Here is a 22,160-nt window from a genome sequence, read left to right as displayed (position 1 = left end):
CGAGGACAACAATGGACGTCAGCCGCAGACAATTTTTCAAAATCTGCGCGGGCGGTATGGCCGGAACCACAGCCGCAATGCTGGGATTTGCTCCCAAAATGGCGCTGGCTCAGGCACGCAACTATAAGCTGCTGCGTGCGAAAGAGATCCGTAACACCTGCACATACTGCTCCGTGGGTTGTGGGCTATTGATGTATAGCCTGGGCGATGGCGCGAAGAACGCCAGAGAAGCGATTTACCATATTGAAGGGGATCCGGATCATCCGGTGAGCCGCGGGGCACTCTGCCCGAAAGGGGCGGGCCTGCTGGACTATGTCCACAGCGAAAACCGCCTGCGCTACCCGGAATACCGCGCGCCGGGCTCCGACAAATGGCAGCGTATCTCCTGGGATGAGGCTTTCTCCCGTATTGCAAAACTGATGAAAGCCGACCGTGACGCCAACTTTATTGAAAAGAACGAGCAGGGCGTAACGGTCAACCGCTGGCTCTCTACCGGGATGCTGTGCGCATCTGCGGCAAGCAATGAAACCGGCATGCTGACACAAAAATTTGTGCGCTCTCTCGGCATGCTGGCGGTAGACAACCAGGCGCGCGTCTGACACGGACCAACGGTAGCAAGTCTTGCTCCAACATTTGGTCGCGGTGCGATGACCAACCACTGGGTTGATATCAAAAACGCTAACGTCGTGGTGGTGATGGGCGGTAACGCCGCTGAAGCCCATCCGGTGGGGTTCCGCTGGGCGATGGAAGCGAAAAACAACAACGATGCGACGCTTATCGTCGTCGATCCGCGCTTTACGCGTACAGCATCTGTGGCCGATATCTATGCGCCGATTCGCTCCGGTACGGACATTACGTTCCTGTCCGGCGTGCTGCTGTACCTGATCGAAAACAACAAAATCAACGCGGAATACGTTAAGCACTACACCAACGCGAACCTGCTGGTGCGGGATGATTTTGCCTTTGATGACGGGCTGTTCAGCGGCTATGACGCTGAAAAACGCCAGTACGACAAGTCCTCGTGGAACTATCAGTTCGACGAAAACGGCTATGCGATGCGGGATGAAACCCTGACGCATCCGCGCTGCGTGTGGAACCTGCTGAAGCAGCACGTCTCCCGCTATACGCCGGACGTCGTGGAGAACATCTGCGGCACACCGAAAGCGGACTTCCTGAAGGTGTGTGAAGTGCTGGCCTCCACCAGCGCCGCCGACAGAACCACCACGTTCCTGTATGCGCTGGGCTGGACGCAGCACACCGTGGGCGCGCAGAACATCCGCACCATGGCGATGATCCAGCTGCTGCTCGGCAACATGGGGATGGCAGGCGGCGGCGTGAACGCGCTGCGCGGTCACTCCAATATTCAGGGCTTAACCGATCTCGGTCTGCTCTCCACCAGCCTGCCGGGCTACCTGACGCTGCCGTCTGAAAAGCAGGCCGATCTGCAAGCATATCTTGAGGCCAATACGCCAAAAGCGACGCTGCCGGATCAGGTGAACTACTGGAGCAACTATCCGAAGTTCTACGTCAGCCTGATGAAATCCTTCTACGGCGACGCAGCGCAGAAGGAGAACGACTGGGGCTTTGAGTGGTTGCCGAAGTGGGACCAGGCTTACGACGTCATCAAGTATTTCAACATGATGGATAAGGGCAACGTCACGGGCTATATCTGCCAGGGCTTCAACCCGGTGGCCTCCTTCCCGGACAAGAACAAAGTCGTTCGCAGCCTGAGCAAGCTGAAGTACATGGTGGTTATCGATCCGCTGGTGACCGAGACCTCCACCTTCTGGCAGAACCACGGGGAGTCAAACGATGTCGATCCGGCGTCGATTCAGACCGAAGTGTTCCGCCTGCCATCTACCTGCTTTGCGGAAGAGGACGGCTCTATTGCCAACTCCGGCCGATGGCTGCAGTGGCACTGGAAAGGGCAGGACGCGCCGGGCGAAGCGCGTAACGACGGCGAAATCCTGGCCGGCATTTACCATCGCCTGCGCGAAATGTACCGCACTGAAGGCGGCAAAGGCGCTGAGCCGCTGCTGAAGATGAGCTGGCACTACAAGCAGCCGGATCGTCCTGAGTCTGAGGAAGTCGCGAAAGAGAACAACGGCGTGGCGCTGGCGGATCTCTACGACGCCAACGGCAACCTGGTGGCGAAGAAAGGCCAGCTGCTGAACAGCTTCGCGCTGTTGCGTGACGACGGTACCACGGCATCATCCTGCTGGATCTACACCGGCAGCTGGACGGAGCAGGGTAACCAGATGGCGAACCGCGACAACGCTGACCCGTCAGGCCTGGGCAACACGCTGGGCTGGGCTTGGGCATGGCCACTGAACCGTCGCGTGCTGTACAACCGTGCGTCCACCGACGTGAACGGCAAGCCGTGGGATCCGAAACGGATGCTGATCCAGTGGAACGGGACGAAGTGGACGGGGAACGACATCCCGGACTACAACACCGCCGCGCCGGGCAGCAACACCGGGCCGTTTATCATGCAGCCGGAAGGGCTGGGACGCCTGTTCGCCCTCAACAAGCTGGCGGAAGGGCCGTTCCCGGAACACTACGAGCCGATGGAAACGCCGCTCGGTACTAACCCGCTGCACCCGAACGTGGTCTCCAGCCCGGTGGTGCGGATCTACGAAGAGGACGTGCTGCGCCTGGGCAAAAAGGACAAATTCCCGTATGTAGGAACGACCTATCGCCTGACCGAGCATTTCCATACCTGGACCAAGCACGCGCGGCTTAACGCCATCGCGCAGCCGGAACAGTTTGTGGAGATAAGCGAAACACTGGCGAAAGCGAAGGGCATTGCCAACGGCGACCGCGTGAAGGTGAGCAGCAAGCGCGGTTTTATTCGCGCGGTGGCGGTGGTCACCCGTCGTTTGCAAAGTCTGAACGTGCACGGCCAGCAGGTAGAAACTGTCGGTATCCCGCTGCACTGGGGCTTTGAGGGCGTGGCGCAAAAAGGTTACATCGCCAACACCCTGACGCCAAACGTCGGCGATTCCAACTCGCAAACGCCGGAGTACAAAGCGTTTCTGGTCAACATCGAGAAAGCGTAAGGAGCGATTAAATGGCGATGGAAACACAAGACATTATTAAACGCTCCGCGACCAACCCGATCACCCCCGCGCCCCGCGCGCGGGACTATAAGGCAGAAGTCGCCAAGCTTATCGATGTCTCCTCCTGCGTGGGCTGTAAAGCCTGCCAGGTGGCCTGTTCGGAGTGGAACGATATCCGCGACGAGGTGGGGCACTGCGTCGGGGTCTACGATAATCCGGCGGATCTGAGCGCCAAATCCTGGACGGTGATGCGCTTTAGCGAAACCGACCAGAACGGCAGGCTAGAGTGGCTCATCCGCAAAGACGGCTGCATGCATTGTGAAGATCCGGGCTGCCTGAAGGCTTGCCCGTCTGCCGGCGCGATTATTCAGTACGCCAACGGGATCGTCGACTTCCAGCAGGACAACTGCATCGGCTGCGGGTACTGCATCGCGGGCTGTCCGTTTAATGTCCCGCGCCTCAATAAAGAGGATAACCGGGTATATAAATGCACCCTGTGCGTGGACCGCGTCAGCGTCGGGCAGGAGCCTGCCTGCGTCAAGACTTGTCCCACTGGTGCTATCCACTTCGGCACCAAAAAAGAGATGCTGGACGTGGCGCAAGAGCGGGTGGACAAGCTGAAAGCGCGCGGCTACGACAAGGCGGGCATTTACAACCCGCAGGGCGTGGGCGGCACGCACGTAATGTACGTGCTCCACCATAACGATCAGCCGGAGCTGTATCATAATCTGCCGAAAGATCCGGCGATCGATACCTCCATCAACCTGTGGAAAGGGGCGCTTAAACCGCTCTCCGCGGCGGGCTTTATCGCCACCTTCGCGGGGCTGATTTATCACTACATCGGTATCGGGCCAAACAAAGAGGTGGATGACGACGAGGAGGAGCATCATGAGTAAGTCGAAAATGATTGTGCGCACGAAGTTTGTCGATCGCGCCTGTCACTGGACGGTAGTGATCTGCTTCTTCCTGGTGGCGGTCTCCGGGATTTCGTTCTTCTTCCCAACGCTACAGTGGCTGACCGAAACCTTCGGTACGCCGCAGATGGGGCGCATTCTGCACCCGTTCTTCGGCGTGCTGATTTTTGTGGTGCTGATGTTTATGTTCGTGCGTTTTGTCCACCATAACATCCCGGACAAGCAGGATATCCCGTGGGTGAAAGGGATCGTCGAAGTCCTGAAGGGCAACGAGCATAAAGTCGCGAAGGTGGGCAAATACAACGCCGGACAGAAGATGATGTTCTGGACCATCATGAGCATGATTTTTGTGCTGCTGGTGACCGGCGTAATTATCTGGCGTCCGTATTTTGCCCAGTATTTCCCCATTCAGGTAATTCGCTACGCGCTACTGATCCACGCCACGTCGGCCATCATTCTGATCCACGCCATCCTGATCCATATGTATATGGCGTTCTGGGTAAAAGGGTCGATTAAAGGCATGATTGAAGGGAAGGTGAGCCGCCGCTGGGCGCAGAAACACCATCCGCGCTGGTATCGTGACGTGGAACGCCTGGAAGCGAAACAGGAAAGTACGGAAGGGATCAAGTAAGACCTGCGCCGTCGGCTCTGCCCGGCGGCGCTGCGCTTGCACGGGCCTACCCCTGCTATATCAGAACCGCTCTTCCACATACCGGAACGGATATTTTGTGGGTTTAACTTTACCAATTTTACGTTTCGGTAAATCCACCTTGTCTACGTGTATTTCTTTATAGGGGATTTGCGTCAGCAGGTGCGAAATAATATTCAGGCGCACGCGTTTTTTATCTTCTGAACGGGCCACAAACCACGGTGCCCAGGCTGTATCGGTGGCTTCAAACATGGCGTCGCGGGCGAGGGTATACTCGTCCCACAGGTTAAAAGATTTAATGTCCATGGGGGACAGCTTCCAGATTTTGCGCCCATCGTTGATGCGGTCGCGCAGGCGGCGCTCCTGCTCTTTTGGCGTCACCTCCAGCCAGTATTTCAGCAGGATAATGCCGGCATCGACCATCGCTTTTTCCATGACCGGCGTGCCGTCCAGAAATTTCTCCACCTGTTCTTCGGTACAGAATCCCATCACGCGCTCGACGCCCGCGCGGTTATACCAGCTGCGGTCGAAGATGACGATTTCGCCCGCTGAGGGCAGATGCGGCACGTAACGCTGGAAGTAGAGCTGGCTTTTTTCTTTATCGGTAGGCGCGGGAAGCGCGACGACGCGAAAGACGCGCGGGCTGACGCGCTCGGTAATCGCTTTGATGGTGCCGCCTTTACCGGCGCCGTCGCGCCCCTCAAAAACGATACACACCTTCAGTCCTTTGGCGACAACCCACTGCTGGAGCTTGACCAGTTCAACGTGCAGGCGGCGCAGCTCTTTTTCATATTCTTTAGTCTTTAGCGGAGCACTCTTTACGACTTCAACAGCGACAGGGGCTTTCTTTTTACTTCCCATAATTGTCATCCTCTGGTTGTCCGGCACGGGAAAAACGAGGCCGCACGACAAAGTGTAATCCACCTGAATTAATGGATTAATGTGTCAGCCAGCTGATTTGAACTGGCTCACCATACAAGATTGTTCAATAATGCCCGTCGCGAGTTTTTAACCTGTGGTTGCGGTATGAAAAAGACAATTTTTTCGCTGGCGCTTGGCACGTTTGGCCTGGGAATGGCTGAATTTGGCATTATGGGCGTGCTAACCGAGCTGGCACATGACACCGGCATTTCGATTCCCTCCGCCGGGAATATGATCTCGTTTTATGCTTTCGGTGTGGTGGTTGGCGCCCCGATTGTGGCGCTGTTTTCAGGCAAGTTCTCCTTAAAAACCACGCTGCTGTTTCTGGTGGTGATGTGCGCTGTTGGCAATGCCCTGTTTACGTTTTCTACGTCGTATTTCTGGCTGGCGCTGGGGCGGCTGATTTCCGGTTTTCCGCACGGGGCCATTTTTGGCGTCGGGGCGATAATCCTCTCCAAAATTGCACCACCGGGTAAGGTGACGGTCGCGGTGGCCGGGATGATCGCCGGTATGACCGTAGCCAACCTGGTGGGCGTGCCGCTGGGGACCTGGCTGGGGCACGCCTTTAACTGGCGCTATACCTTTTTCCTGATTGCGGTGTTCGACGCGCTGGTGATCCTCTCAGTTCTGCTCTGGGTGCCGGATATCCGCGACACGTCAGAAATCAAATTGACCGAGCAGTTCAAATTTCTGAGGAAACCTGAACCCTGGCTGATTTTTGCCGCCACGATGTTTGGCAATGCCGGGGTGTTCGCGTGGTTTAGCTTCGTTAAGCCCTTTATGGTCAATGTTTCCGGCTTTTCGGAAGGGCTGATGACGGTCATCATGATGCTGATGGGGCTTGGCATGGTGTTAGGTAATCTGCTGAGCGGTAAGCTCTCTGGCAGGTTTAGCCCGCTGCGCATTGCGGCGGCTACCGACATGGTGATTGTCGCCTCACTGCTGCTGCTTTTTGCCTTTGGCGAACTGCAAGCGGCCTCGCTGGTCATGGGCTTTATCTGCTGTGCCGGGCTGTTTGCGCTCTCCGCGCCGCTGCAGATCCTGCTGCTGCAAAATGCGAAGGGCGGTGAGATGCTGGGGGCAGCAGGAGGGCAGATGGCGTTTAATCTCGGCAGTGCGATCGGTGCGTACTTCGGCGGGATGATGATTACCCTCGGCTTTAGCTGGCGCTACGTCACGCTGCCAGCGGCAATACTCTCTTTCTCGGCCATGAGCGCGCTGCTGATTTACGGTTACCTGCGGGCGAGACGGGCTCAGGCTAACGCTCGCGCGCTAGCCTGATGGGGTTCACGCAAGCCAGGGTTCACCCAGGGTCAGCATCAGCCGGTTGGCCCAGGCGAAGAACGCGGCGGACTGCACCAGGTCAAGCTGCGCCAGGGTATCCAGCCCCTCTTTTTCCAGCGCGGCGAGGTGTAGCGGCGTGGCGGCAGGCGGCGTGACAGACAGCGCCCCCGCAAAGTTAATTTCCGCCTGCCAGCGTGCAGACTGCCCCTCGCTGAGGGACTGCCCCGGCCGCACGGCCAGCAGGGCCTCTACCGCAGCGTCATCCTTTGACAGCTGGCTGGCTTTACGCGCATGGACAGATGCGCAGTAGATGCAGCCGTTAATTTTACTGGCGACCGTTGCGGCCAGCTCGCGCTCGGCGCGCGGCAATCCCCCCGATGTATAAAAAATTCCTTTATCCGTTAGCGTGCGCTGTTCAAGTACCGGCAGGTTGCGCCCCAGCAGGCGGAAGTAGTCGGAATCGGTATGGCCAAATTTCGCCAGGATGGCAACCTCATCGTCACGGAAGTCCGCCAGCGGTTTGGCCGCTATCCACGGTTCCCATCCCAGCTCCTGCTGGGTGAACGCGACAGGTGACGTCTTCCCGGTGACCGTGGTTGCGGTCGTGTGCCAGACGCCTGCCGCCACCGGCGTTTCGCTTGCCGCGACGGGCCTGTCGTTCAGCAGCCGCAGCCCGGCGACGAGTCGGCTCTGGAAGCTCACAAACGCGACGAGCTGCGCCAGGGTAACGATGCCTTCCTTGCTCCACCCGGCCTGGGTCAGCGCCGTTAACGCGGCCGGCGTGGCTTCGACGGGTGAAAATGTCAGCAGGCGCGCGAAATTCAGCGCCGGGGTCAGGCGGTCCGAGGTGGGGTCGGCCAGGCCAAACCCCGCATAGTGCGCGGCCAGCGCCTCCGCGCTGTGCCACCTGGCGACTTTGGCCGCCACGGCGAAGCGCTCGTCGAGTGCAAAATCATTATCCTGCTGGCTAAACAGAATTTCGTAGCTGCCCTGGGCGTGGCGTGTGGCGGCATCTCGCGTAGCGCGCGCCTCTGCCAGAGGGGAACCGGGTTTAATTTCCGCCAGCTCGGCGAGAATGTCCTGACTTAATGACATAGGTGTCTCCTCAAAGGATGTGGGGGGCAATCTGTTCTGCGATCAGCTCAACGGAGCGCAGCGTGTCGCGGTGCGTGGGTTCGACCGAATGGACCTGGAATGAGATATCCGTGGCGCGCCTGAGAACGGAGTCAGCATTCAGCGAATGCAGCACCGTATCGGGGGAACCGATATGCGCGTCAAACTGGCGGATATAATCGGTGACGGTGTCACCTTTAACTGCGTGCCCGGCAGCGCGATGCTGCCGGGCCTGTTTCGTGAGGCCCGGCGTTGCGACCCTGAGCGCATAGTCATCGCTGTCGGCGACGAACGCCGTACGGGAGGCCAGAATACGCGGTGCGATGCCCGCAGGCAGCGCTTCGAGGTAGGCATCCACAATCGGGTTCTGGATCGCGTCGAGCGTTAAATCCGGGCGGTCTGCCGGGCGAGGCTGCGTGCGGGAGAGCATTAAACCGTGTCCAGCCCGGGCGGCGCGAACGGCACCGTCAACGGAGAAGGTGGCAATCCAGATACGGTCGGCAAGCTGTGGCGCCGGCGGATAAAGGTGGTTATCCGGATGGGTCAGTGAATCCCCGCGCCAGGCGCTTTGAATCACATGCAAATGGTCCGCAAAGGCCGCGCTGCGCTCCTCAAACGTCAGGCCGAACGGCAGAAAGGAGGTCGGTGTGCCGCCCGATCCAAAACCGACTTCAAGACGGCCATCGGCGAGTAAATCGAGCACGGCGGCATCTTCCGCCACGCGCAGCGCGTTTTCCATCGGCAGGGTAATGATGGCCGTGCCCAGCCGGATGGTTTCGGTATGGGCGGCCACGTGCGCCAGAAACAGCAGCGGCGACGGCAGGCCGCCTTCACTTTCGTGGAAGTGGTGCTGCGCGATCCAGGCGCTGTCAAAGCCGTGGCGTTCGGCGTGGCGGATCTGTTCGGTTGCCAGACGATAGCGCTCCTTCGGCGTGGCGTCGTCAAGCAGGCGGGTGAAAAATCCCAGGCGTTTTCGCGTCATGCGAACTCCTCCGTAGCGGGTGAAAAATGGGGAATGGCGTCAATCAGCTCGCGGGGATAGTCGTTCTGCGGCGACGCGAATAAGGTTCCGACATCGCCCTGTTCGACCACCTGACCGCTGCGCAGCACCGTGACGCTGTGGGCGATCCGGCGGACGGTGGACAAATCATGCGTGATGAAGAGGTAGGTCAGTCCCAGCTGCTGCTGCAACTGCTGAAGCAGAGCCAGAATCTGCGCCTGCACGGTGACGTCCAGCGCGGAGGTGGCTTCGTCCAGCACCAGAATGGTCGGCTCCAGGATCAGCGCCCGGGCGATGGCAACGCGCTGACGCTGTCCGCCTGAAAGCTCCCGGGCGGTGCGGCTCAATATATCGACCGGCAGGGCAACCCGCTGTGCCACGGTCTCGACCCGGACTTTGCGCTCCGCCTTACCGAGGCGAGAAAAGTTCTTCAGGGGCTCTTCGATGATGTCAAACAGCGTCTGACGCGGGTCGAGAGAGGCAAACGGGTTCTGGTAAACAAACTGGATCTTCTGGCGCAGCTGGCGGCGGGCCTCGCGGCTGAGCGCGGTGGCATCAATATCGTCAATGATGACCTGCCCGCTGTCGGCCTGTTCAAAACCCAGCAAAATACGGGCGAGGGTGGTTTTCCCGGAGCCGGATTCCCCGACCAGCGCGTGCGTGCTGCCGCGCCTGACGTCAAACGTCACCCGATCCAGCGCCTGAAGCTGATGACCTTTGCCCAGGGAGAATTGTTTGCTGATGGCGCGGGCGCGAATGGCCGGAGACGCGAGCGGGCGGCCGGCCACCGGGGCGATGGTCAGGCGCTGGCCCTGGAGATCGCTCAACAGCTGGCGGGTGTAGGCGTGCTGAGGCGTGCGTACGATATCGGCGGTGTTGCCTTGCTCCTGAACCTCGCCATCGCGAAAAACCAGCAGCCTGTCCGCGCGCTGCGCGGCCAGCGCAAGATCGTGGGTGACAAACAGAACGGCGGTACCCGATTCCCGGCGCAGGATATCCAGCAGATCGAGAATACGCTTTTGCACCGTCACATCCAGCGCGCTGGTGGGCTCATCGGCAATGATGACGTCCGGGCGCAGGGCAATGGCGATGGCAATCAGCACGCGCTGTTTCATCCCGCCGGAGAGCTGATGGGGATACTGCGTCATGCGCTGTTCGGGGTGGCTCAGGCCGACCTTTGTCAGCAGGGCGAGCACCTGCTCGTCGCGCCGGGCGCGGGTCACTTTCTGGTGTAGCTGAATGATTTCTCCGACCTGCGCGCCGATGGTTTTCACCGGGTTGAGCGAATTACCCGGATCCTGCGGAACCAGGCTAATTCGCGCCCCGCGAAGGGTATCGAGACGCCTGGCGGACCATAGGCTAATCTCTTCGCCGTTGAGCGATATTTTTCCCGCATCGCGCCGGGCGTTGTCGGCCAGCAGACCAATGATCGCCTGTGCCGTGGTCGTTTTGCCGGATCCGGATTCACCGACAAACGCCAGCATTTCCCCTCGCCCGAGCGTGAAGCTGACGTTATGCACCACCTCTCGCCACTGGCGCGCGGTACGGTAGCTGATCGTCAAATTTTCCACTGAGAGAACGGTCATTAGCGACCTCCGCTGAACTGTTGGCTGATACGGTTGGTGGCCAGCACCACGGCGATGACGACGACGCCGGGGAAGGTGGTTAACCACCAGGCGGTAGAGAGATAGTTACGGCCTTCGGCAATCAATAAGCCCCATTCCGGCACGGGCGGCGGGGTGCCGTAGCCGAGAAAGCTCAGCGTGGAGAGTGCCAGGATGGCCTGACCAAACTGCAGCGTGGCAAAGGCCAGGACGGCGGTTAACGCGTTGGGCAGGATGTGTCGCCACAGCACGGCGAAAAACGTCCCGCCGCTGCCAAACGCCGCCTCGACGTAATCCGTGTGCCGGATGCGCACCACTTCACCGCGCGCGAGGCGGGCGAAGCTGGCAATGGAGGCAACGCCTACGGCAATCGCGGCGTTAACGGTGCCAAACCCGAGCAGAATAATGACCGTCAGTGAGAGCAGCAGAGACGGGATGGACAGCAGCACGTCGACAAAACGCATCAGGAAAGACTCGACGCGTCCGGCGAACGCCCCGGCAACCACCCCTAAGCCGGTACCCACCACCAGACCCATCGTCACGGCGGCCAGCGCTGCGCTCAGGGAGTGTGAGGCACCGTACACGATGCGCGTGTAAACATCGCGGCCAAGCTGATCGGTGCCGAGCCAGTGTCCCGCCTGCGGCGCCAGGCGTTGTGCCCCGGCGATGCCCTCAATCGGGCTGTAGTGGGTTAACAGGCCAGGCGCCACGGCGGCAAAAGCGGCGAGAATAATCACCCCCCATGCCAGCCACAGTCCCGGTTGCCATTCCACTTCCTGCCACGCTGGAACGCGCTTTCGCGCGGCGGCGGCGTAATCGACCAGGCTCATGAAGCACCTCCGGTAACGGTTTGCAGACGGGGATCCAGCAGCGGCATCAGCAGATCCACCAGCAGATTAATCAGGACAAAACCGAGGGCGGAAATCATCACTACCGCCTGAAGCACGGCGATATCCTGGTTATTCACCGCCTGCTGGGTCAGCTGGCCGAGCCCGCTGCGGCCAAAAACGGTTTCGGTGATCAGCGCCCCGGCAATCAGCTCGCCCAGCAGCAGCCCGGCAATGTTCAGGACCGGTAGCAGGGCGTTGCGGGTGACGTGACGCCACAGAACGGCGGTTTCACTCAGCCCTTTGGCCCGGGCAACGGCGACAAACGGCTGCGTTGCCACCTGGTCCAGGCTGCGCATCAGGATTTGCGCCAGCGGGGCGGAGATCGGGATCGCGACGGTAACGATTGGCAGGATCAACCCCTGCAGTGGCGTCGGGTTAATCACCGGGATCAGCCGCAGCTGAAATGAAAAGAGCTGGATGAGGGCAATCCCCAGCCAGAAAGTGGGTAAGGAGATAAACAGGACCGGCAGCGACTGGAGGGTATTGCTCAGCCAGCGCAGACCCGGCAGACGCGATGCAAAAGCCAGCGCAAACGCCAGCAGGACCGCGAGCACAAACGCGGGCAGGGCAAGACTCAGGGTATCCGGCAGATTGCTGGCAATCAGCTCGCTGACCGGCACCCCTGCCTGTAACGAATAGCCGAAATCCCCGCGCAGCATCGCCAGCAGCGTGTGGCCGTATTGCTGCCACAGCGGGCTGTCTGCGCCGTAGGCCACGCGCATCTCCTCGATTTGCGCCGGGCTTAGGCCCAGGTCCGGGTTCTGAAATTTAATCAGCACCGCGTCGCCCGGCAGCACCTGGAGCAACACGAACGAGAGGGTAAAGGCGGCCCACAGTACCAGCAGCCCGTGCCCAAAGCGTTGAAGAAGTGCGTGGCGCATCGTCAGCTCCTCAGTGTTTCTCAATCCACGCGCCGTAGAACGACGGGCGGCCTACCGCTTCAAAATTGACGCCTTTCAGCCACGGCGCACCGGCAAAGACCTGCGGCTCCTCGAAAATCGGGATAACGTAGGCGTTATCCAGCAGGTAGCGCTGGGCGTCGCCCGTCAGCTGCAGGCGTTTTTGCGGATCGACCTCAGCCGAAATGTTCACCAGCAGCTCATTCAGCTTGTCGTCACGGAAGTTTTTGACCTTGTCGCTGGATCCGCCTTTTTGCAGCAGCGCGTCGCGGTTAGCCGGGTAGAACATGCTTTTCACCACGTCAGGATCGGCGCGGCCTACTTCGGAGACGGTTAACGGGGTTTTCTGCGGGTCAAGGTTATCCAGCGTGCGGCTGCCTGCGTCACCGGCTTTGACGCTCAGCGCCACGCCCACCTGTCGCCACTGCTGGGCAACCAGCTGCAGCACCTCTTTGTTTTGCGGCTGCGGCAGGGATTCATACACCGTTAGCGCCAGTCGTTGGCCGTCTTTGGCGCGGACCCCGTCGCTGCCCGCTTTCCAGCCCGCGTCGTCCAGCAGCTTGTTGGCTTTTACCGGGTCAAAGGTCAATTTGTCGCTGAGATCGACAAAGCCTGCTGCGGAATCGGCAATCACCGACTTCGCCTGCGGATAGTTGGCCGAGAAGAGGGTCTCGACCACCTGTTTTGCGTTGGTGGCATGCAGCAGCGCCTGGCGTACGCGAATATCGGAGACCAGCGGGTTATCCGGACGGAAGCTGATGCTGTCGTTCACCCCACGCGTTGGGGCAGCGTAGATTTTATAGCCCTGGTCGGTCGCCTGCTTTTCGTCATACGCCTGCACCTGGCGAATAAAGTCGGCCTGGCCGGCCAGCAGGGCGCCGATGCGCACGCTGTCTTCCTGAGTGACGATAAACTTGATGCCGTCCAGATTGGCTGGCCCCTGCTGCGGCAGGTTTTTGGGCCCCCACTGGTAGTCTTTACGGGCTTCGAGCGTCACTTCACGCCCCAACTTCTCGTCCTTCACCACAAACGGCCCGGAGCCAATGATGTGGCGGGCGTCACCCAGTTCTTCAAAGTTGCGCTTCAGCGTGCTGAGCGAGACCAGACCCGAGCCAATGGTGGCGGTGCCCTGCAGGAACCCCGGCGACGGTTTTTTGAAGTAGAACTTCACGGTCAGCGGGTCGATGACTTCGCTACGATCATAGTTATTGATCACTTCTGACACCGGCAGGCGCTGCGCCTTGTTACCTAAGCCGTAGGTATCAAAGTTTTTCGCCACGGCGTTAGCATCCAGCGGCGTGCCGTCGGAGAAGGTAATACCGGGACGCAGTTTAAAGGTGTATTCGGTTTTATCGGCGTTGGTGGTCCAGCTTTCTGCCACCCAGGGTTCCACCTGCAGCGTCTTTGGGTTCTGCCACGTCAGTTTGTCGGTGATCTGGTTCAGAATGCCGCCGTTCGGGTAGAAGCCGCCGGCAGGCGGATAGAGGTTGGTGTGCGCCTGTTGCTCCAGATAAATCAGCGTGCCGCCTTTAACAGGCGCATCCGCGGACCAGGCTGCGGTGGTCGTCAGAATCAGCGCCGTCAGTAGCGGCAGACGAAATGGGGTTTGCATGGTGAATTCCTTTGTTATCTTCTTGTTAGCGTCGGATTCATCATCGGGCGCGCGGGAAAACAAGTGAACAAAGGAATTAAGATAAGGATTGCCGGAAAATGGCTATAAAAAAACCGCCCCGGTAAGGAGCGGTGATGTACGGTGGGTGATTACGAACGCAGGTCAATCACCATACGACCACGGATCTGGCCTTGTTCCATCTCTTTAAAGATGGCGTTGATGTCTTCGATCGGACGCATCGTCACTTTCGGCACCACTTTGCCCTCGGCCGCAAACTGGAAGGCTTCCTGCAGATCCTGACGGGTACCGACCAGCGAACCCACCACCTGAATGCCGTCCAGCACCAGACGCGGAATATCGAGGCTCATCGCTTCCGGCGGCAGGCCAACCGCCACCACGCGGCCACCGGCACGCACGGCATCAACGGCGGAGTTGAATGCCGCTTTGGCGACGGCAGTGACGACTGCGGCATGGGCACCGCCGGTTTTCTCCTGCACAATTTTCGCGGCATCTTCGCTGCGGGAGTTAATGGTTAAATCTGCACCCATGCTGGCCGCCAGCTTCAGCTGTTCGTCGTTAACGTCAAGGGCGATGACTTTGGCGTTAAAGACGTTTTTAGCGTACTGCAGAGCGAGGTTACCCAGCCCGCCGAGACCGTAAATGGCGATCCACTGGCCCGGTTTGATACCCGAGACCTTCACCGCTTTGTAGGTGGTAACGCCAGCGCAGGTGATACTGCTGGCTGCAGCGGATTCCAGACCGTCCGGCACTTTTACGGCGTAGTCAGCGGTGACGATGCACTCTTCCGCCATGCCGCCGTCAACGGAGTAACCGGCATTTTTAACATCGCGGCACAGGGTTTCGTTGCCGGTATTACAGTATTCGCAGTGGCCGCATCCTTCAAAGAACCAGGCCACGCTTGCGCGGTCGCCGACTTTCAGCGACTTCACGCCAGGGCCGACTTCTTTCACGATACCAATCCCTTCATGGCCCAGGATCACCCCGGTTTTATCGCCGAAATCACCGTTCTTCACGTGAAGGTCGGTATGGCATACGCCACAGCATTCCATCTTCAGCAGGGCTTCCCCGTGCTTTAGCGGGCGTAAGGTTTTTTCGGTGACGTTGACCTGATGATCCTGAGTAACAACAGCAGCCTTCATGTGTATCTCCTTGTTCATGATAAGTATCTGCATAGCAGGGTAATACCTCTTAAGGATTAATACATTAGCCTGGTAATGCAAGGCTGCAGCAACATAATGTCATCATTTAAGCCGATTTCAGATTAAGAATACGGCGTTCCTCTAATAATTAAGGGGGAAAATACTGGCCCGACGAGAGAGACTCGCCGGGGGCAGATTTACAGCAGTGCTTCTATCTCCTCAATCTCTTTACGCCATTGCGCCTGCAGCTGCGGCTTTTGATGCTTCGGCTTACGCGCCAGATCGTCTTCCAGCAGCGTTTCCAGCGCGACCAGCCGTTCAAGCAGATCGTCGTACGGGGAGGAGGGTTGAACCTCACCAGCGGCGATGACGGGCGCGGTGGATGTCACCAGCCCCGCGCTTTCACGCAGGCGCTCAAACACCGCTTCTGCATCGTGCCACTCGCTCAGCTTTCCCTCTTCAATCAGCCAGAAGCGGTTGCAGCTTTGGCTGATTAACTGTCGGTCATGGCTGACCAGCAGCACGCCCCCTTCGAACTGTTGCAGCGTTTCCGCCAGCGCCTCTTTGCCTTCCATGTCGAGATGGTTGGTGGGTTCATCCAGCATCAGCAGGCTATAGCGGGCAAGCGTCAGGCCGACAAACAGCAGACGAGAGCGCTCGCCACCGCTGAGCGTACTGACTTTTTGCCCGTGACGCGCCCATGGGAATCCCGCGCTTATCAGTGCCATTTTGCGGTTCTGCGGATCCGGCGCGAAAGGATCCAGCGCGTCGAGCAGCGTGGCGTCATCCGGCAACTGATTCAGCGTCTGGTCGTAATAGCCTGGCGACACGCGCGGATGGATTTTCAACCCGCTGTCTGCGGGCATATCGGCAAATTGTTGCCAGATAAGCCTCATCAGCGACGATTTACCGCAGCCGTTACGACCGACAATCGCCACGCGGTCGCCGCTTTTTAGCCGCGCAACGTCGATGTTAAACAGCGGCGGGAGCCCCGGAGCAGGCGGAACGTCGAGGTTTTCCATCTCCAGCAGACGGTCTGCCCGCAGCGCGTCACCGCGCAGGGTTAACGTCCACTGGCTGCCTGCCGTTACTTCCGTCTGGCTCTCCTTCAGCCGTTCGACCTGTTTTTCCATCTGTTTGGCTTTGCGGGCCAGGTCTTCGTTGTCGTAAACCTTGCCCCAGGTCGCCAGCCGCTTCGCGCTGGCGGTTACGCGGTCGATCTCCTTTTGCTCCGCCTTGTGGCGCTGCGCGTCGCTTTCATCTTTTGCTGCAAGCGCCCTGCGCGCGGCCGTGCAGGGAAGGGCGAAGTAGTGCAGCGTTTTATCGCGCAGGATCCAGCTGCCGTTGGTGACGGCATCCAGCAGCTGTCTGTCATGCGAAACCAGCACGAAGCTGCCTGACCAGTTCTGTAGGAAGTGTTCCAGCCAGAGCATGGTCGGCAGGTCCAGGTGGTTGCTGGGTTCATCAAGCAGGAGCAGATCCGGCTCGTGAATCAGCGCCCGCGCCAGCAGCAGGCGGGTGTGTTGCCCGCCGCTCAGCGTGGCGGATTGCAGCATCATATCCTGCGGCGTGAAGCCCATGCTGGTCAGCAGGGTTTCGGCTTTCCAGCGCAGGCTATCGCGCTCAGCTAAAGGCAGCTGTGCGAGTACCGCATCCAGCATGGTCAGCGGGAAAATGACGTCCGGGAGATGTTGCTCCACGCGTGCCATCAGGCAGTGCCCGGCCAGCGCGACCGTTCCGGCGGCAGGGGAATCTGTGCCGTCCAGCACCTTCAGCAACGTACTTTTGCCGCAGCCGTTGTCGCCCAGCAGGCCAATGCGGTCGCCTTTTTTCAGCGTAAAGGAGAGAGAGTCGAAGAGCGTGCCAAACGCCGTATCAACGCGTAAAGATTGTGCAGTGAGTAAAGTGCTCATTGTTGCTTACCCAAGAGTTACAGGCATGTTTATGCCTCGTCAAACATCGCTGACGATAACTCAGTAAGCCCGAGAGAAGGGATTTCAGGGGTTGGTGTCTTCGCTCAAGCAGAAGTTATCGCAGCACGATACCGATAACGCTTGAGCCGGTGCGATCACCAAATGTATGTGAAACATTGAAAATTTCACGATACAGCATAATTGGCCTCCTTATATGTTTTGAGTTTGCAGGTAGCTATCACTATATAACTTTTTTCAGGATAAACCTAGAAGAAGGGCAGCATTGCTGCCCAGGATTATCTTTTCCGTAAGAGCAAATAAAGAACCAGCGTGGACACTGACGCAATCAATATGGCAATACCTAAAAAAAGGTAAAGAACAAAATCCATGATCAATTCGTCGCCATATATTTCAAAATGCTCCGCAAAAGAGTACTGCGTTTCAGGTGGAACAAATTTATATAGTGTGAGTAGTGACAGAAACACGACCGTACACCATAGCAGTGCCAGGAGTACCATCTTCATTAATAAACCTGCACAACGCCATGAGCTATCATATAGTTTCCCAGTTGCTGCCCTCCCGTACGAAGTAAGGCGGATGCCAGGACCTTAAAATCACTCTGACTGTAAAGCGTGATACATCCCTTACTTAATCCCGATGGTCCGATAGGGTGCAGTCTGAACTCTCCTCGCCTTACACCATCCACAAAAGTCTCATCGTTCATCAATCCGTCATCGCGATACAAAGCAAACCACTCGCTGCGATTCGAACCCGTGAAAAATGCATTTAAACTGTCCTTTGTTTGAGTATACCAACCACCTAATCCACGTAATAGTATGTAATATCGACCCGGAGGGAGAGGGCCTATATCGGGTAGAGACGCGCTTTCGGGACGATTTGTTGCATTACCATTCCCAAAAAATGCAGGGAAAAAACCCACACCGGGCACAGACAATGTTGCATACTTACCGCCGTTAAGGTGGAAATAACACTGCAGGAGATTCATGAACGATCATTCCATGAATCAGCAAAGATGATGTTACCGTCACAATGCCGCCACGTGATTTTCTCATAACGTAGGGAAATATTTTCAAGATGGTTATGTTTTTCCATCGCTGGATTTTTAACGTCATGCATTACCGGGCATATTGAGACAACTTTTACGTTCTCCAGATACATGTTGAAGTACTCGACCTCCTGACCAGCATCATTGATCTTATACCACTTAAACTCGGCACTTTTCAGCGTTTGGCCTTTTGCCACAGCCTTGTATAAGTAAGGGCTAGAACTGTCAAACTCCTTTTCAAATACCAGGGCACTATGAACGCGCGTACCCGTTATTTTTCCTGTCATGTTATCTGTGGGCAGATGCAGTCCATGACCGAACCCTAATATCTCGATACTTCCCTCGCGATCTTGTACATCAACAGCCCCTTTGATATCTGCGCCACCGTCATCTTTAAGCCAAAGGTATGCCGGAATTGCCATTTCAAAACTCCTTTTTCAATTAATGAATTTAGTGATGCGGAACGTTACTAAACCTTTAAAAGAAACTGTTTATTAGGCAAAAAATGTTATGCTAAATATTTATATTTCAACGAGATATGCATTATTGTTGAAATATTGATTTTTTAAATAATGTTCAATGAAATGCTGTAGTAGAGGCAAAGAAAATAAAGGAAGGAGGGGATTCACGTTCCCTCTCCCTTTTGAGGAGAGGAAACGGTCGGAGCGGATTAAATCGAGGTCCGGCGATAGCTGCGGTATTCAGGCATCCAGAAGTTATCGTCAATAGCCTGCTGCAGCGCGTCGGCAGAGGTTTTCACCGCCACGCCCTGCTGCTGCGCCATTTTACCGACCGCAAACGCGATAGCGCGCGACACCTTGTGAATGTCTTTCAGCTCCGGCAGCACCAGCCCTTCACCGTTGTTGACCAGCGGCGAGTAGCCCGCAAGGGTTTCGCTCGCCGACATCAGCATCTCATCGGTAATGCGGGACGCGCCGGAGGCGATCACGCCCAGACCAATGCCCGGGAAGATATAGGAGTTGTTGCACTGGGCAATCGGATAGGTTTTATCCTTCCACACCACCGGATCGAACGGGCTGCCGGTGGCGACCAGCGCGTTACCTTCAGTCCACGCGATGATGTCCTGCGGCGTCGCCTCCACGCGGGAGGTCGGGTTGGAAAGCGGCATCACGATAGGGCGCTCGCAGTGCTTGTGCATCTCGCGAATAATCTCTTCGGTGAAGAGACCGGTTTGCCCGGAAACACCGATCAGAATATCCGGCTTCACGTTGCGCACCACGTCCAGCAGGGATAGGACTTCGTTGTCGGTATCCCAGTTTTTCAGGTTCTCACGCTTCTGCACCAGCTTGGTCTGGAACGGCAGCAGGTTCGGCATGCCGTCGGTCAGCAGGCCGAATCGGTCCACCATAAAGACGCGGGAGCGGGCCAGCTCCTCGCTTAAGCCTTCACGCTGCGTCTGGGCGATAATCTGCTCGGCGATACCGCAGCCCGCAGAGCCTGCGCCCAGGAAGACGATTTTCTGGTAGCTCAGCTGGCTGCCGGCCGCGCGGCTGGCGGCGATAAGCGTCCCCACGGTCACGGCTGCGGTGCCCTGGATGTCGTCGTTAAAGGAGCAGATCTCATCGCGGTAGCGGTTCAGCAGCGGCATCGCGTTTTTCTGCGCGAAGTCTTCAAACTGCAGCAGAACGTCCGGCCAGCGGTGCTTCACGGCCTGGATGAAGTCGTCGACAAACTGGTAGTACTCGTCGTCGGTAATGCGCGGATGGCGCCAGCCCATGTACAGCGGATCGTTAAGCAACTGCTGGTTGTTGGTGCCGACGTCCAGCACTACCGGCAGGGTATACGCCGGGCTGATGCCGCCGCAGGCGGTGTAGAGAGAGAGCTTACCGATTGGGATCCCCATCCCGCCAATGCCCTGGTCGCCGAGGCCGAGAATACGTTCCCCGTCGGTGACCACAATCACTTTAATATTGTGATTCGGCACGTTCTGAAGGATGTCGTCCATGTTGTGACGGTTCTGATAAGAGATAAAGACGCCGCGTGAGCGACGGTAGATCTCAGAGAAGCGTTCACACGCCGCACCCACCGTTGGGGTGTAGATCACCGGCATCATCTCTTCGAGATGGTTTTGCACCAGGCGATAGAAGAGGGTTTCGTTGGTGTCCTGGATGTTGCGCAGGTAAATGTGTTTGTCGATCTCGGTTTTGAAGCCCTGATACTGGATCCACGCACGCTCTGCCTGCTCTTCTATGGTTTCAACCACTTCCGGCAGCAGGCCCAGCAGGTTAAAGCTGCTGCGCTCTTCCATGCTGAAGGCACTACCTTTGTTGAGCAGGGGGAATTCGAGTAAAACCGGGCCGGCATAAGGGATATATAAGGAACGATGTTTTTTCAGTTTGTTGTCCATGTCACTCACTCTTTTTTTGAAGATCCGTCCCTGACACTGCTGTTTGTCATCTTTCTGGCCTGTGCTACGGGGTGCGGTCGGGCGGTATTATAAAGGAGCTAAATATTAATTACCGCAACACATAAACAAAAACACCATCGGTTTTGCCGATGGTGTTCTGGATCTCAGTCTGGAACTTACTTGCCCGCGTGGCGTTTTCTGCCGGTGGCGTGAGTGACCTGCGTTTCGTGGTCGCCTTCAATCACCACTTTACGCTGATTAGAAAGCTTGTAGTTCAGTCCCAGAATGTGGCGTGCCTGACGGTTCGATTTCATGTTAACTCCTCAATCCTGTTGATAGTTTTAAGGACCAGTTTGCTTTCGCAAACGAAATGTAACCCCTTAGGTTGCAGATCCAGCTTAGCAGGTTTTTACAAAGGTGCGTTTTGCCCGCTGACGACGTAGTTAATGGTCTGCTGGTAGATGTCACTGAGGATGTCATTATCCGTGGATTCCACCCATTTGGTCAGCTCCATCAAAATGTCATCTTCAGTCACAGCACCGTGCTCGGCGTGAAGACCCTGCGCAATCGCGTTAACGAGTTCAGGTTGTGCTGCTGCGGTATTAGCCGGGTAATAAGTAAACATGCTGCCTCCGTGTCGTTGTCTGTTTAATGGTACGGCTCGCAAAAAATTTAATTCACAAACAGAATGGCAAATATTTTCCCGGTTGTGGCTCAGATTCATCTTAGAAATAAAAACGACATAAGTGTATGCTTTTATGCGCTTTTAAAATGTGGGGATATATTGATGTGTAGCGGTGAGGATATTTTTGGAAGCTCCTGCCATCACGAAAATATAGCAGGAGCCGTTTTTAAATTACCACTTCATTTCGCCAGTATTCACTTTGGCGCTTAATTCCAGAGAGCTCTCTTCAGCCAGGCCCGGATACTGTTTTTTCAGGGTACCGATGACGCTCGCAGAGTCTTTATGTGCCGATAACGCCTGTTCAAAATGCTGCAAATAGCCACGGGTAAAATCAATCGCCCCGGTTCCTGCAGGCGGAGTACCCAGATAGTGGCCCGGGATCACGCGTTCCGGTTTGTGCGCGGCCATATTGTCCAGGGTTTGCTGCCACTCCTGACGGCGAACCGGCGTCTGGGTGTCTGCCGTCCAGACGTGAATGCCCCAGGCTACCCCGGTGCCGCCGAGGATCGTTTTTGCCGACGGGATCCACACATAGGCCGCATAGCTGTCCGGCTGCTCGATATCGATCTTTTCACCGTCAATCATGAACGTGGTGGAGGCGAGCACCTGCGGCACCACCAGCTTAGTCGGCGCGCCGTCCTTCATCTGCGGGCCCCAGAAGGCAAGCTTGGCGTCTTTGGTGGCCTTAATATGGTCAACCACCTGCTGCGTGGCCACCACTTTGGCATTCGGGAAGGCTTTCACCAGCGGCTGCAGGCCAAAGTAGAAATCCGGATCGCCGGAGGTGATCACAATCTTATTCAGGGTCTTACCGCTGCGGCGAATTTTCTCTACCAGCGCTTCGCCATCCTTCACGCTGAACTGCGCGTCAAACAGCACTGCCTCTTTCGGGCCGGACACCAGCGTGGAGGAGACCGCGAAAATGCCTTTTTCCTGCGGGTTATAGGTATCAATGGTCAACGGTGCGGCAAAAGCAGCCGGAGCGAAAAGGGTGGAAAGCAGGGCAATATGAGTGAGTTTCAT

At 57.3% G+C, this 22,160-nt stretch carries 19 protein-coding genes; 4 read left to right on the top strand and 15 right to left on the bottom strand.

The window, feature by feature from the left end; genetic code table 11:
* Positions 1–11 precede the first annotated feature (11 nt).
* Genes fdnG through fdnI form a run of 3 tightly spaced genes read left to right on the top strand, consistent with a single transcriptional unit; the run spans position 12 to position 4,604 of the window.
* A complete protein-coding gene (gene fdnG / locus AC4ICF_RS12135; protein WP_316379199.1) occupies positions 12–3,059 on the top strand; it encodes a formate dehydrogenase-N subunit alpha in 3,048 nt (1,015 codons plus the stop codon).
* A gap of 11 nt (positions 3,060–3,070) precedes the next feature.
* Positions 3,071–3,955 (top strand): formate dehydrogenase subunit beta, encoded by an 885-nt coding sequence (gene fdxH / locus AC4ICF_RS12130; protein WP_166711265.1) that lies wholly within the window; start codon positions 3,071–3,073, stop codon positions 3,953–3,955.
* Positions 3,948–4,604 carry a formate dehydrogenase-N subunit gamma gene (gene fdnI / locus AC4ICF_RS12125; RefSeq protein ID WP_316379198.1) on the top strand — a complete coding sequence of 219 codons (657 nt, stop codon included), beginning with the start codon at positions 3,948–3,950 and terminating at the stop codon, positions 4,602–4,604. The genes fdxH and fdnI overlap by 8 nt, the downstream gene beginning before the upstream one ends.
* 60 nt (positions 4,605–4,664) lie before the next feature.
* Here fdnI and ppk2 read toward each other — a convergent pair whose 3' ends face one another.
* Positions 4,665–5,483 (bottom strand): polyphosphate kinase 2, encoded by an 819-nt coding sequence (ppk2, locus tag AC4ICF_RS12120; RefSeq protein WP_080329185.1) that lies wholly within the window; start codon positions 5,481–5,483, stop codon positions 4,665–4,667.
* A 165-nt stretch (positions 5,484–5,648) separates the two neighbouring features.
* Between ppk2 and araJ the strand changes: the two genes are divergently transcribed.
* Positions 5,649–6,824 (top strand): MFS transporter AraJ, encoded by a 1,176-nt coding sequence (gene araJ, locus AC4ICF_RS12115; protein WP_166711261.1) that lies wholly within the window; start codon positions 5,649–5,651, stop codon positions 6,822–6,824.
* A gap of 6 nt (positions 6,825–6,830) precedes the next feature.
* On the opposite strand, the gene AC4ICF_RS12110 is transcribed toward araJ, so the two are convergent.
* The 14 genes from AC4ICF_RS12110 to AC4ICF_RS12045 form a co-directional block, all read right to left on the bottom strand.
* A complete protein-coding gene (locus tag AC4ICF_RS12110) occupies positions 6,831–7,922 on the bottom strand; it encodes an alkylhydroperoxidase domain protein (protein WP_316379197.1) in 1,092 nt (363 codons plus the stop codon).
* A gap of 10 nt (positions 7,923–7,932) precedes the next feature.
* The gene (locus tag AC4ICF_RS12105) at positions 7,933–8,922 is read right to left on the bottom strand and encodes a putative FMN-dependent luciferase-like monooxygenase (protein WP_316379196.1); all 990 of its coding nucleotides are present in this window, start codon (positions 8,920–8,922) and stop codon (positions 7,933–7,935) included.
* Positions 8,919–10,526 carry a dipeptide ABC transporter ATP-binding protein gene (locus AC4ICF_RS12100; RefSeq protein WP_316379195.1) on the bottom strand — a complete coding sequence of 536 codons (1,608 nt, stop codon included), beginning with the start codon at positions 10,524–10,526 and terminating at the stop codon, positions 8,919–8,921. Before AC4ICF_RS12100 ends, AC4ICF_RS12105 begins: the two co-directional genes overlap by 4 nt.
* Positions 10,526–11,374, bottom strand: coding sequence for an ABC transporter permease (locus AC4ICF_RS12095; RefSeq protein WP_163329503.1), 849 nt, complete (start codon positions 11,372–11,374; stop codon positions 10,526–10,528). Before AC4ICF_RS12095 ends, AC4ICF_RS12100 begins: the two co-directional genes overlap by 1 nt.
* The gene (locus AC4ICF_RS12090; protein WP_116339748.1) at positions 11,371–12,315 is read right to left on the bottom strand and encodes an ABC transporter permease; all 945 of its coding nucleotides are present in this window, start codon (positions 12,313–12,315) and stop codon (positions 11,371–11,373) included. Before AC4ICF_RS12090 ends, AC4ICF_RS12095 begins: the two co-directional genes overlap by 4 nt.
* Positions 12,316–12,325: 10 nt before the next feature.
* The gene (locus tag AC4ICF_RS12085; protein WP_316379194.1) at positions 12,326–13,945 is read right to left on the bottom strand and encodes a TIGR04028 family ABC transporter substrate-binding protein; all 1,620 of its coding nucleotides are present in this window, start codon (positions 13,943–13,945) and stop codon (positions 12,326–12,328) included.
* Positions 13,946–14,094: 149 nt separating this feature from the next.
* A complete protein-coding gene (adhP, locus tag AC4ICF_RS12080) occupies positions 14,095–15,105 on the bottom strand; it encodes an alcohol dehydrogenase AdhP (RefSeq protein WP_023311899.1) in 1,011 nt (336 codons plus the stop codon).
* 197 nt (positions 15,106–15,302) lie between these two features.
* Complete coding sequence (locus AC4ICF_RS12075; protein ID WP_316379193.1) at positions 15,303–17,018, bottom strand: ABC-F family ATP-binding cassette domain-containing protein; 1,716 nt, start codon at positions 17,016–17,018, stop codon at positions 15,303–15,305.
* Between the two features lie 523 nt (positions 17,019–17,541).
* On the bottom strand, positions 17,542–18,024 hold the full coding sequence (locus tag AC4ICF_RS12070; RefSeq protein WP_316379192.1) for a DUF2778 domain-containing protein: 483 nt from the start codon (positions 18,022–18,024) through the stop codon (positions 17,542–17,544).
* Positions 18,021–18,506 (bottom strand): Hcp family type VI secretion system effector, encoded by a 486-nt coding sequence (locus AC4ICF_RS12065; protein WP_182945432.1) that lies wholly within the window; start codon positions 18,504–18,506, stop codon positions 18,021–18,023. Before AC4ICF_RS12065 ends, AC4ICF_RS12070 begins: the two co-directional genes overlap by 4 nt.
* A 248-nt stretch (positions 18,507–18,754) precedes the next feature.
* Positions 18,755–20,452 carry an NAD-dependent malic enzyme gene (locus AC4ICF_RS12060; protein ID WP_028013235.1) on the bottom strand — a complete coding sequence of 566 codons (1,698 nt, stop codon included), beginning with the start codon at positions 20,450–20,452 and terminating at the stop codon, positions 18,755–18,757.
* A gap of 176 nt (positions 20,453–20,628) precedes the next feature.
* Positions 20,629–20,766 carry a stationary-phase-induced ribosome-associated protein gene (gene sra / locus AC4ICF_RS12055; RefSeq protein ID WP_008501714.1) on the bottom strand — a complete coding sequence of 46 codons (138 nt, stop codon included), beginning with the start codon at positions 20,764–20,766 and terminating at the stop codon, positions 20,629–20,631.
* Positions 20,767–20,861: 95 nt separating this feature from the next.
* On the bottom strand, positions 20,862–21,077 hold the full coding sequence (gene bdm / locus AC4ICF_RS12050) for a biofilm-dependent modulation protein (RefSeq protein WP_013096534.1): 216 nt from the start codon (positions 21,075–21,077) through the stop codon (positions 20,862–20,864).
* Between the two features lie 231 nt (positions 21,078–21,308).
* Positions 21,309–22,160 (bottom strand): Vmh family MBL fold metallo-hydrolase, encoded by an 852-nt coding sequence (locus AC4ICF_RS12045; RefSeq protein ID WP_316379190.1) that lies wholly within the window; start codon positions 22,158–22,160, stop codon positions 21,309–21,311.

The sequence above is a fragment of the Enterobacter sp. ECC_219_Taxon_10 genome, assembly GCF_058354905.1.
This window is presented reverse-complemented; position numbering and strand designations above follow the sequence as displayed.

Excerpts from the sequence above, each read along its gene's own strand:
- bdm (WP_013096534.1), bottom strand. The coding sequence starts at position 21,077 with ATGTTTACTTATTACCCGGCTAATACCGCAGCAGCACAACCTGAACTC.
- AC4ICF_RS12085 (WP_316379194.1), bottom strand. The coding sequence starts at position 13,945 with ATGCAAACCCCATTTCGTCTGCCGCTACTGACGGCGCTGATTCTGACG.
- sra (WP_008501714.1), bottom strand. The coding sequence starts at position 20,766 with ATGAAATCGAACCGTCAGGCACGCCACATTCTGGGACTGAACTACAAG.
- AC4ICF_RS12090 (WP_116339748.1), bottom strand. The coding sequence starts at position 12,315 with ATGCGCCACGCACTTCTTCAACGCTTTGGGCACGGGCTGCTGGTACTG.
- adhP (WP_023311899.1), bottom strand. The coding sequence starts at position 15,105 with ATGAAGGCTGCTGTTGTTACTCAGGATCATCAGGTCAACGTCACCGAA.
- AC4ICF_RS12110 (WP_316379197.1), bottom strand. The coding sequence starts at position 7,922 with ATGTCATTAAGTCAGGACATTCTCGCCGAGCTGGCGGAAATTAAACCC.
- AC4ICF_RS12070 (WP_316379192.1), bottom strand. The coding sequence starts at position 18,024 with ATGAATCTCCTGCAGTGTTATTTCCACCTTAACGGCGGTAAGTATGCA.
- AC4ICF_RS12100 (WP_316379195.1), bottom strand. The coding sequence starts at position 10,526 with ATGACCGTTCTCTCAGTGGAAAATTTGACGATCAGCTACCGTACCGCG.
- ppk2 (WP_080329185.1), bottom strand. The coding sequence starts at position 5,483 with ATGGGAAGTAAAAAGAAAGCCCCTGTCGCTGTTGAAGTCGTAAAGAGT.
- fdnI (WP_316379198.1), top strand. The coding sequence starts at position 3,948 with ATGAGTAAGTCGAAAATGATTGTGCGCACGAAGTTTGTCGATCGCGCC.
- AC4ICF_RS12095 (WP_163329503.1), bottom strand. The coding sequence starts at position 11,374 with ATGAGCCTGGTCGATTACGCCGCCGCCGCGCGAAAGCGCGTTCCAGCG.
- AC4ICF_RS12105 (WP_316379196.1), bottom strand. The coding sequence starts at position 8,922 with ATGACGCGAAAACGCCTGGGATTTTTCACCCGCCTGCTTGACGACGCC.
- AC4ICF_RS12045 (WP_316379190.1), bottom strand. The coding sequence starts at position 22,160 with ATGAAACTCACTCATATTGCCCTGCTTTCCACCCTTTTCGCTCCGGCT.
- AC4ICF_RS12075 (WP_316379193.1), bottom strand. The coding sequence starts at position 17,018 with ATGAGCACTTTACTCACTGCACAATCTTTACGCGTTGATACGGCGTTT.
- AC4ICF_RS12060 (WP_028013235.1), bottom strand. The coding sequence starts at position 20,452 with ATGGACAACAAACTGAAAAAACATCGTTCCTTATATATCCCTTATGCC.
- araJ (WP_166711261.1), top strand. The coding sequence starts at position 5,649 with ATGAAAAAGACAATTTTTTCGCTGGCGCTTGGCACGTTTGGCCTGGGA.
- fdxH (WP_166711265.1), top strand. The coding sequence starts at position 3,071 with ATGGCGATGGAAACACAAGACATTATTAAACGCTCCGCGACCAACCCG.
- AC4ICF_RS12065 (WP_182945432.1), bottom strand. The coding sequence starts at position 18,506 with ATGGCAATTCCGGCATACCTTTGGCTTAAAGATGACGGTGGCGCAGAT.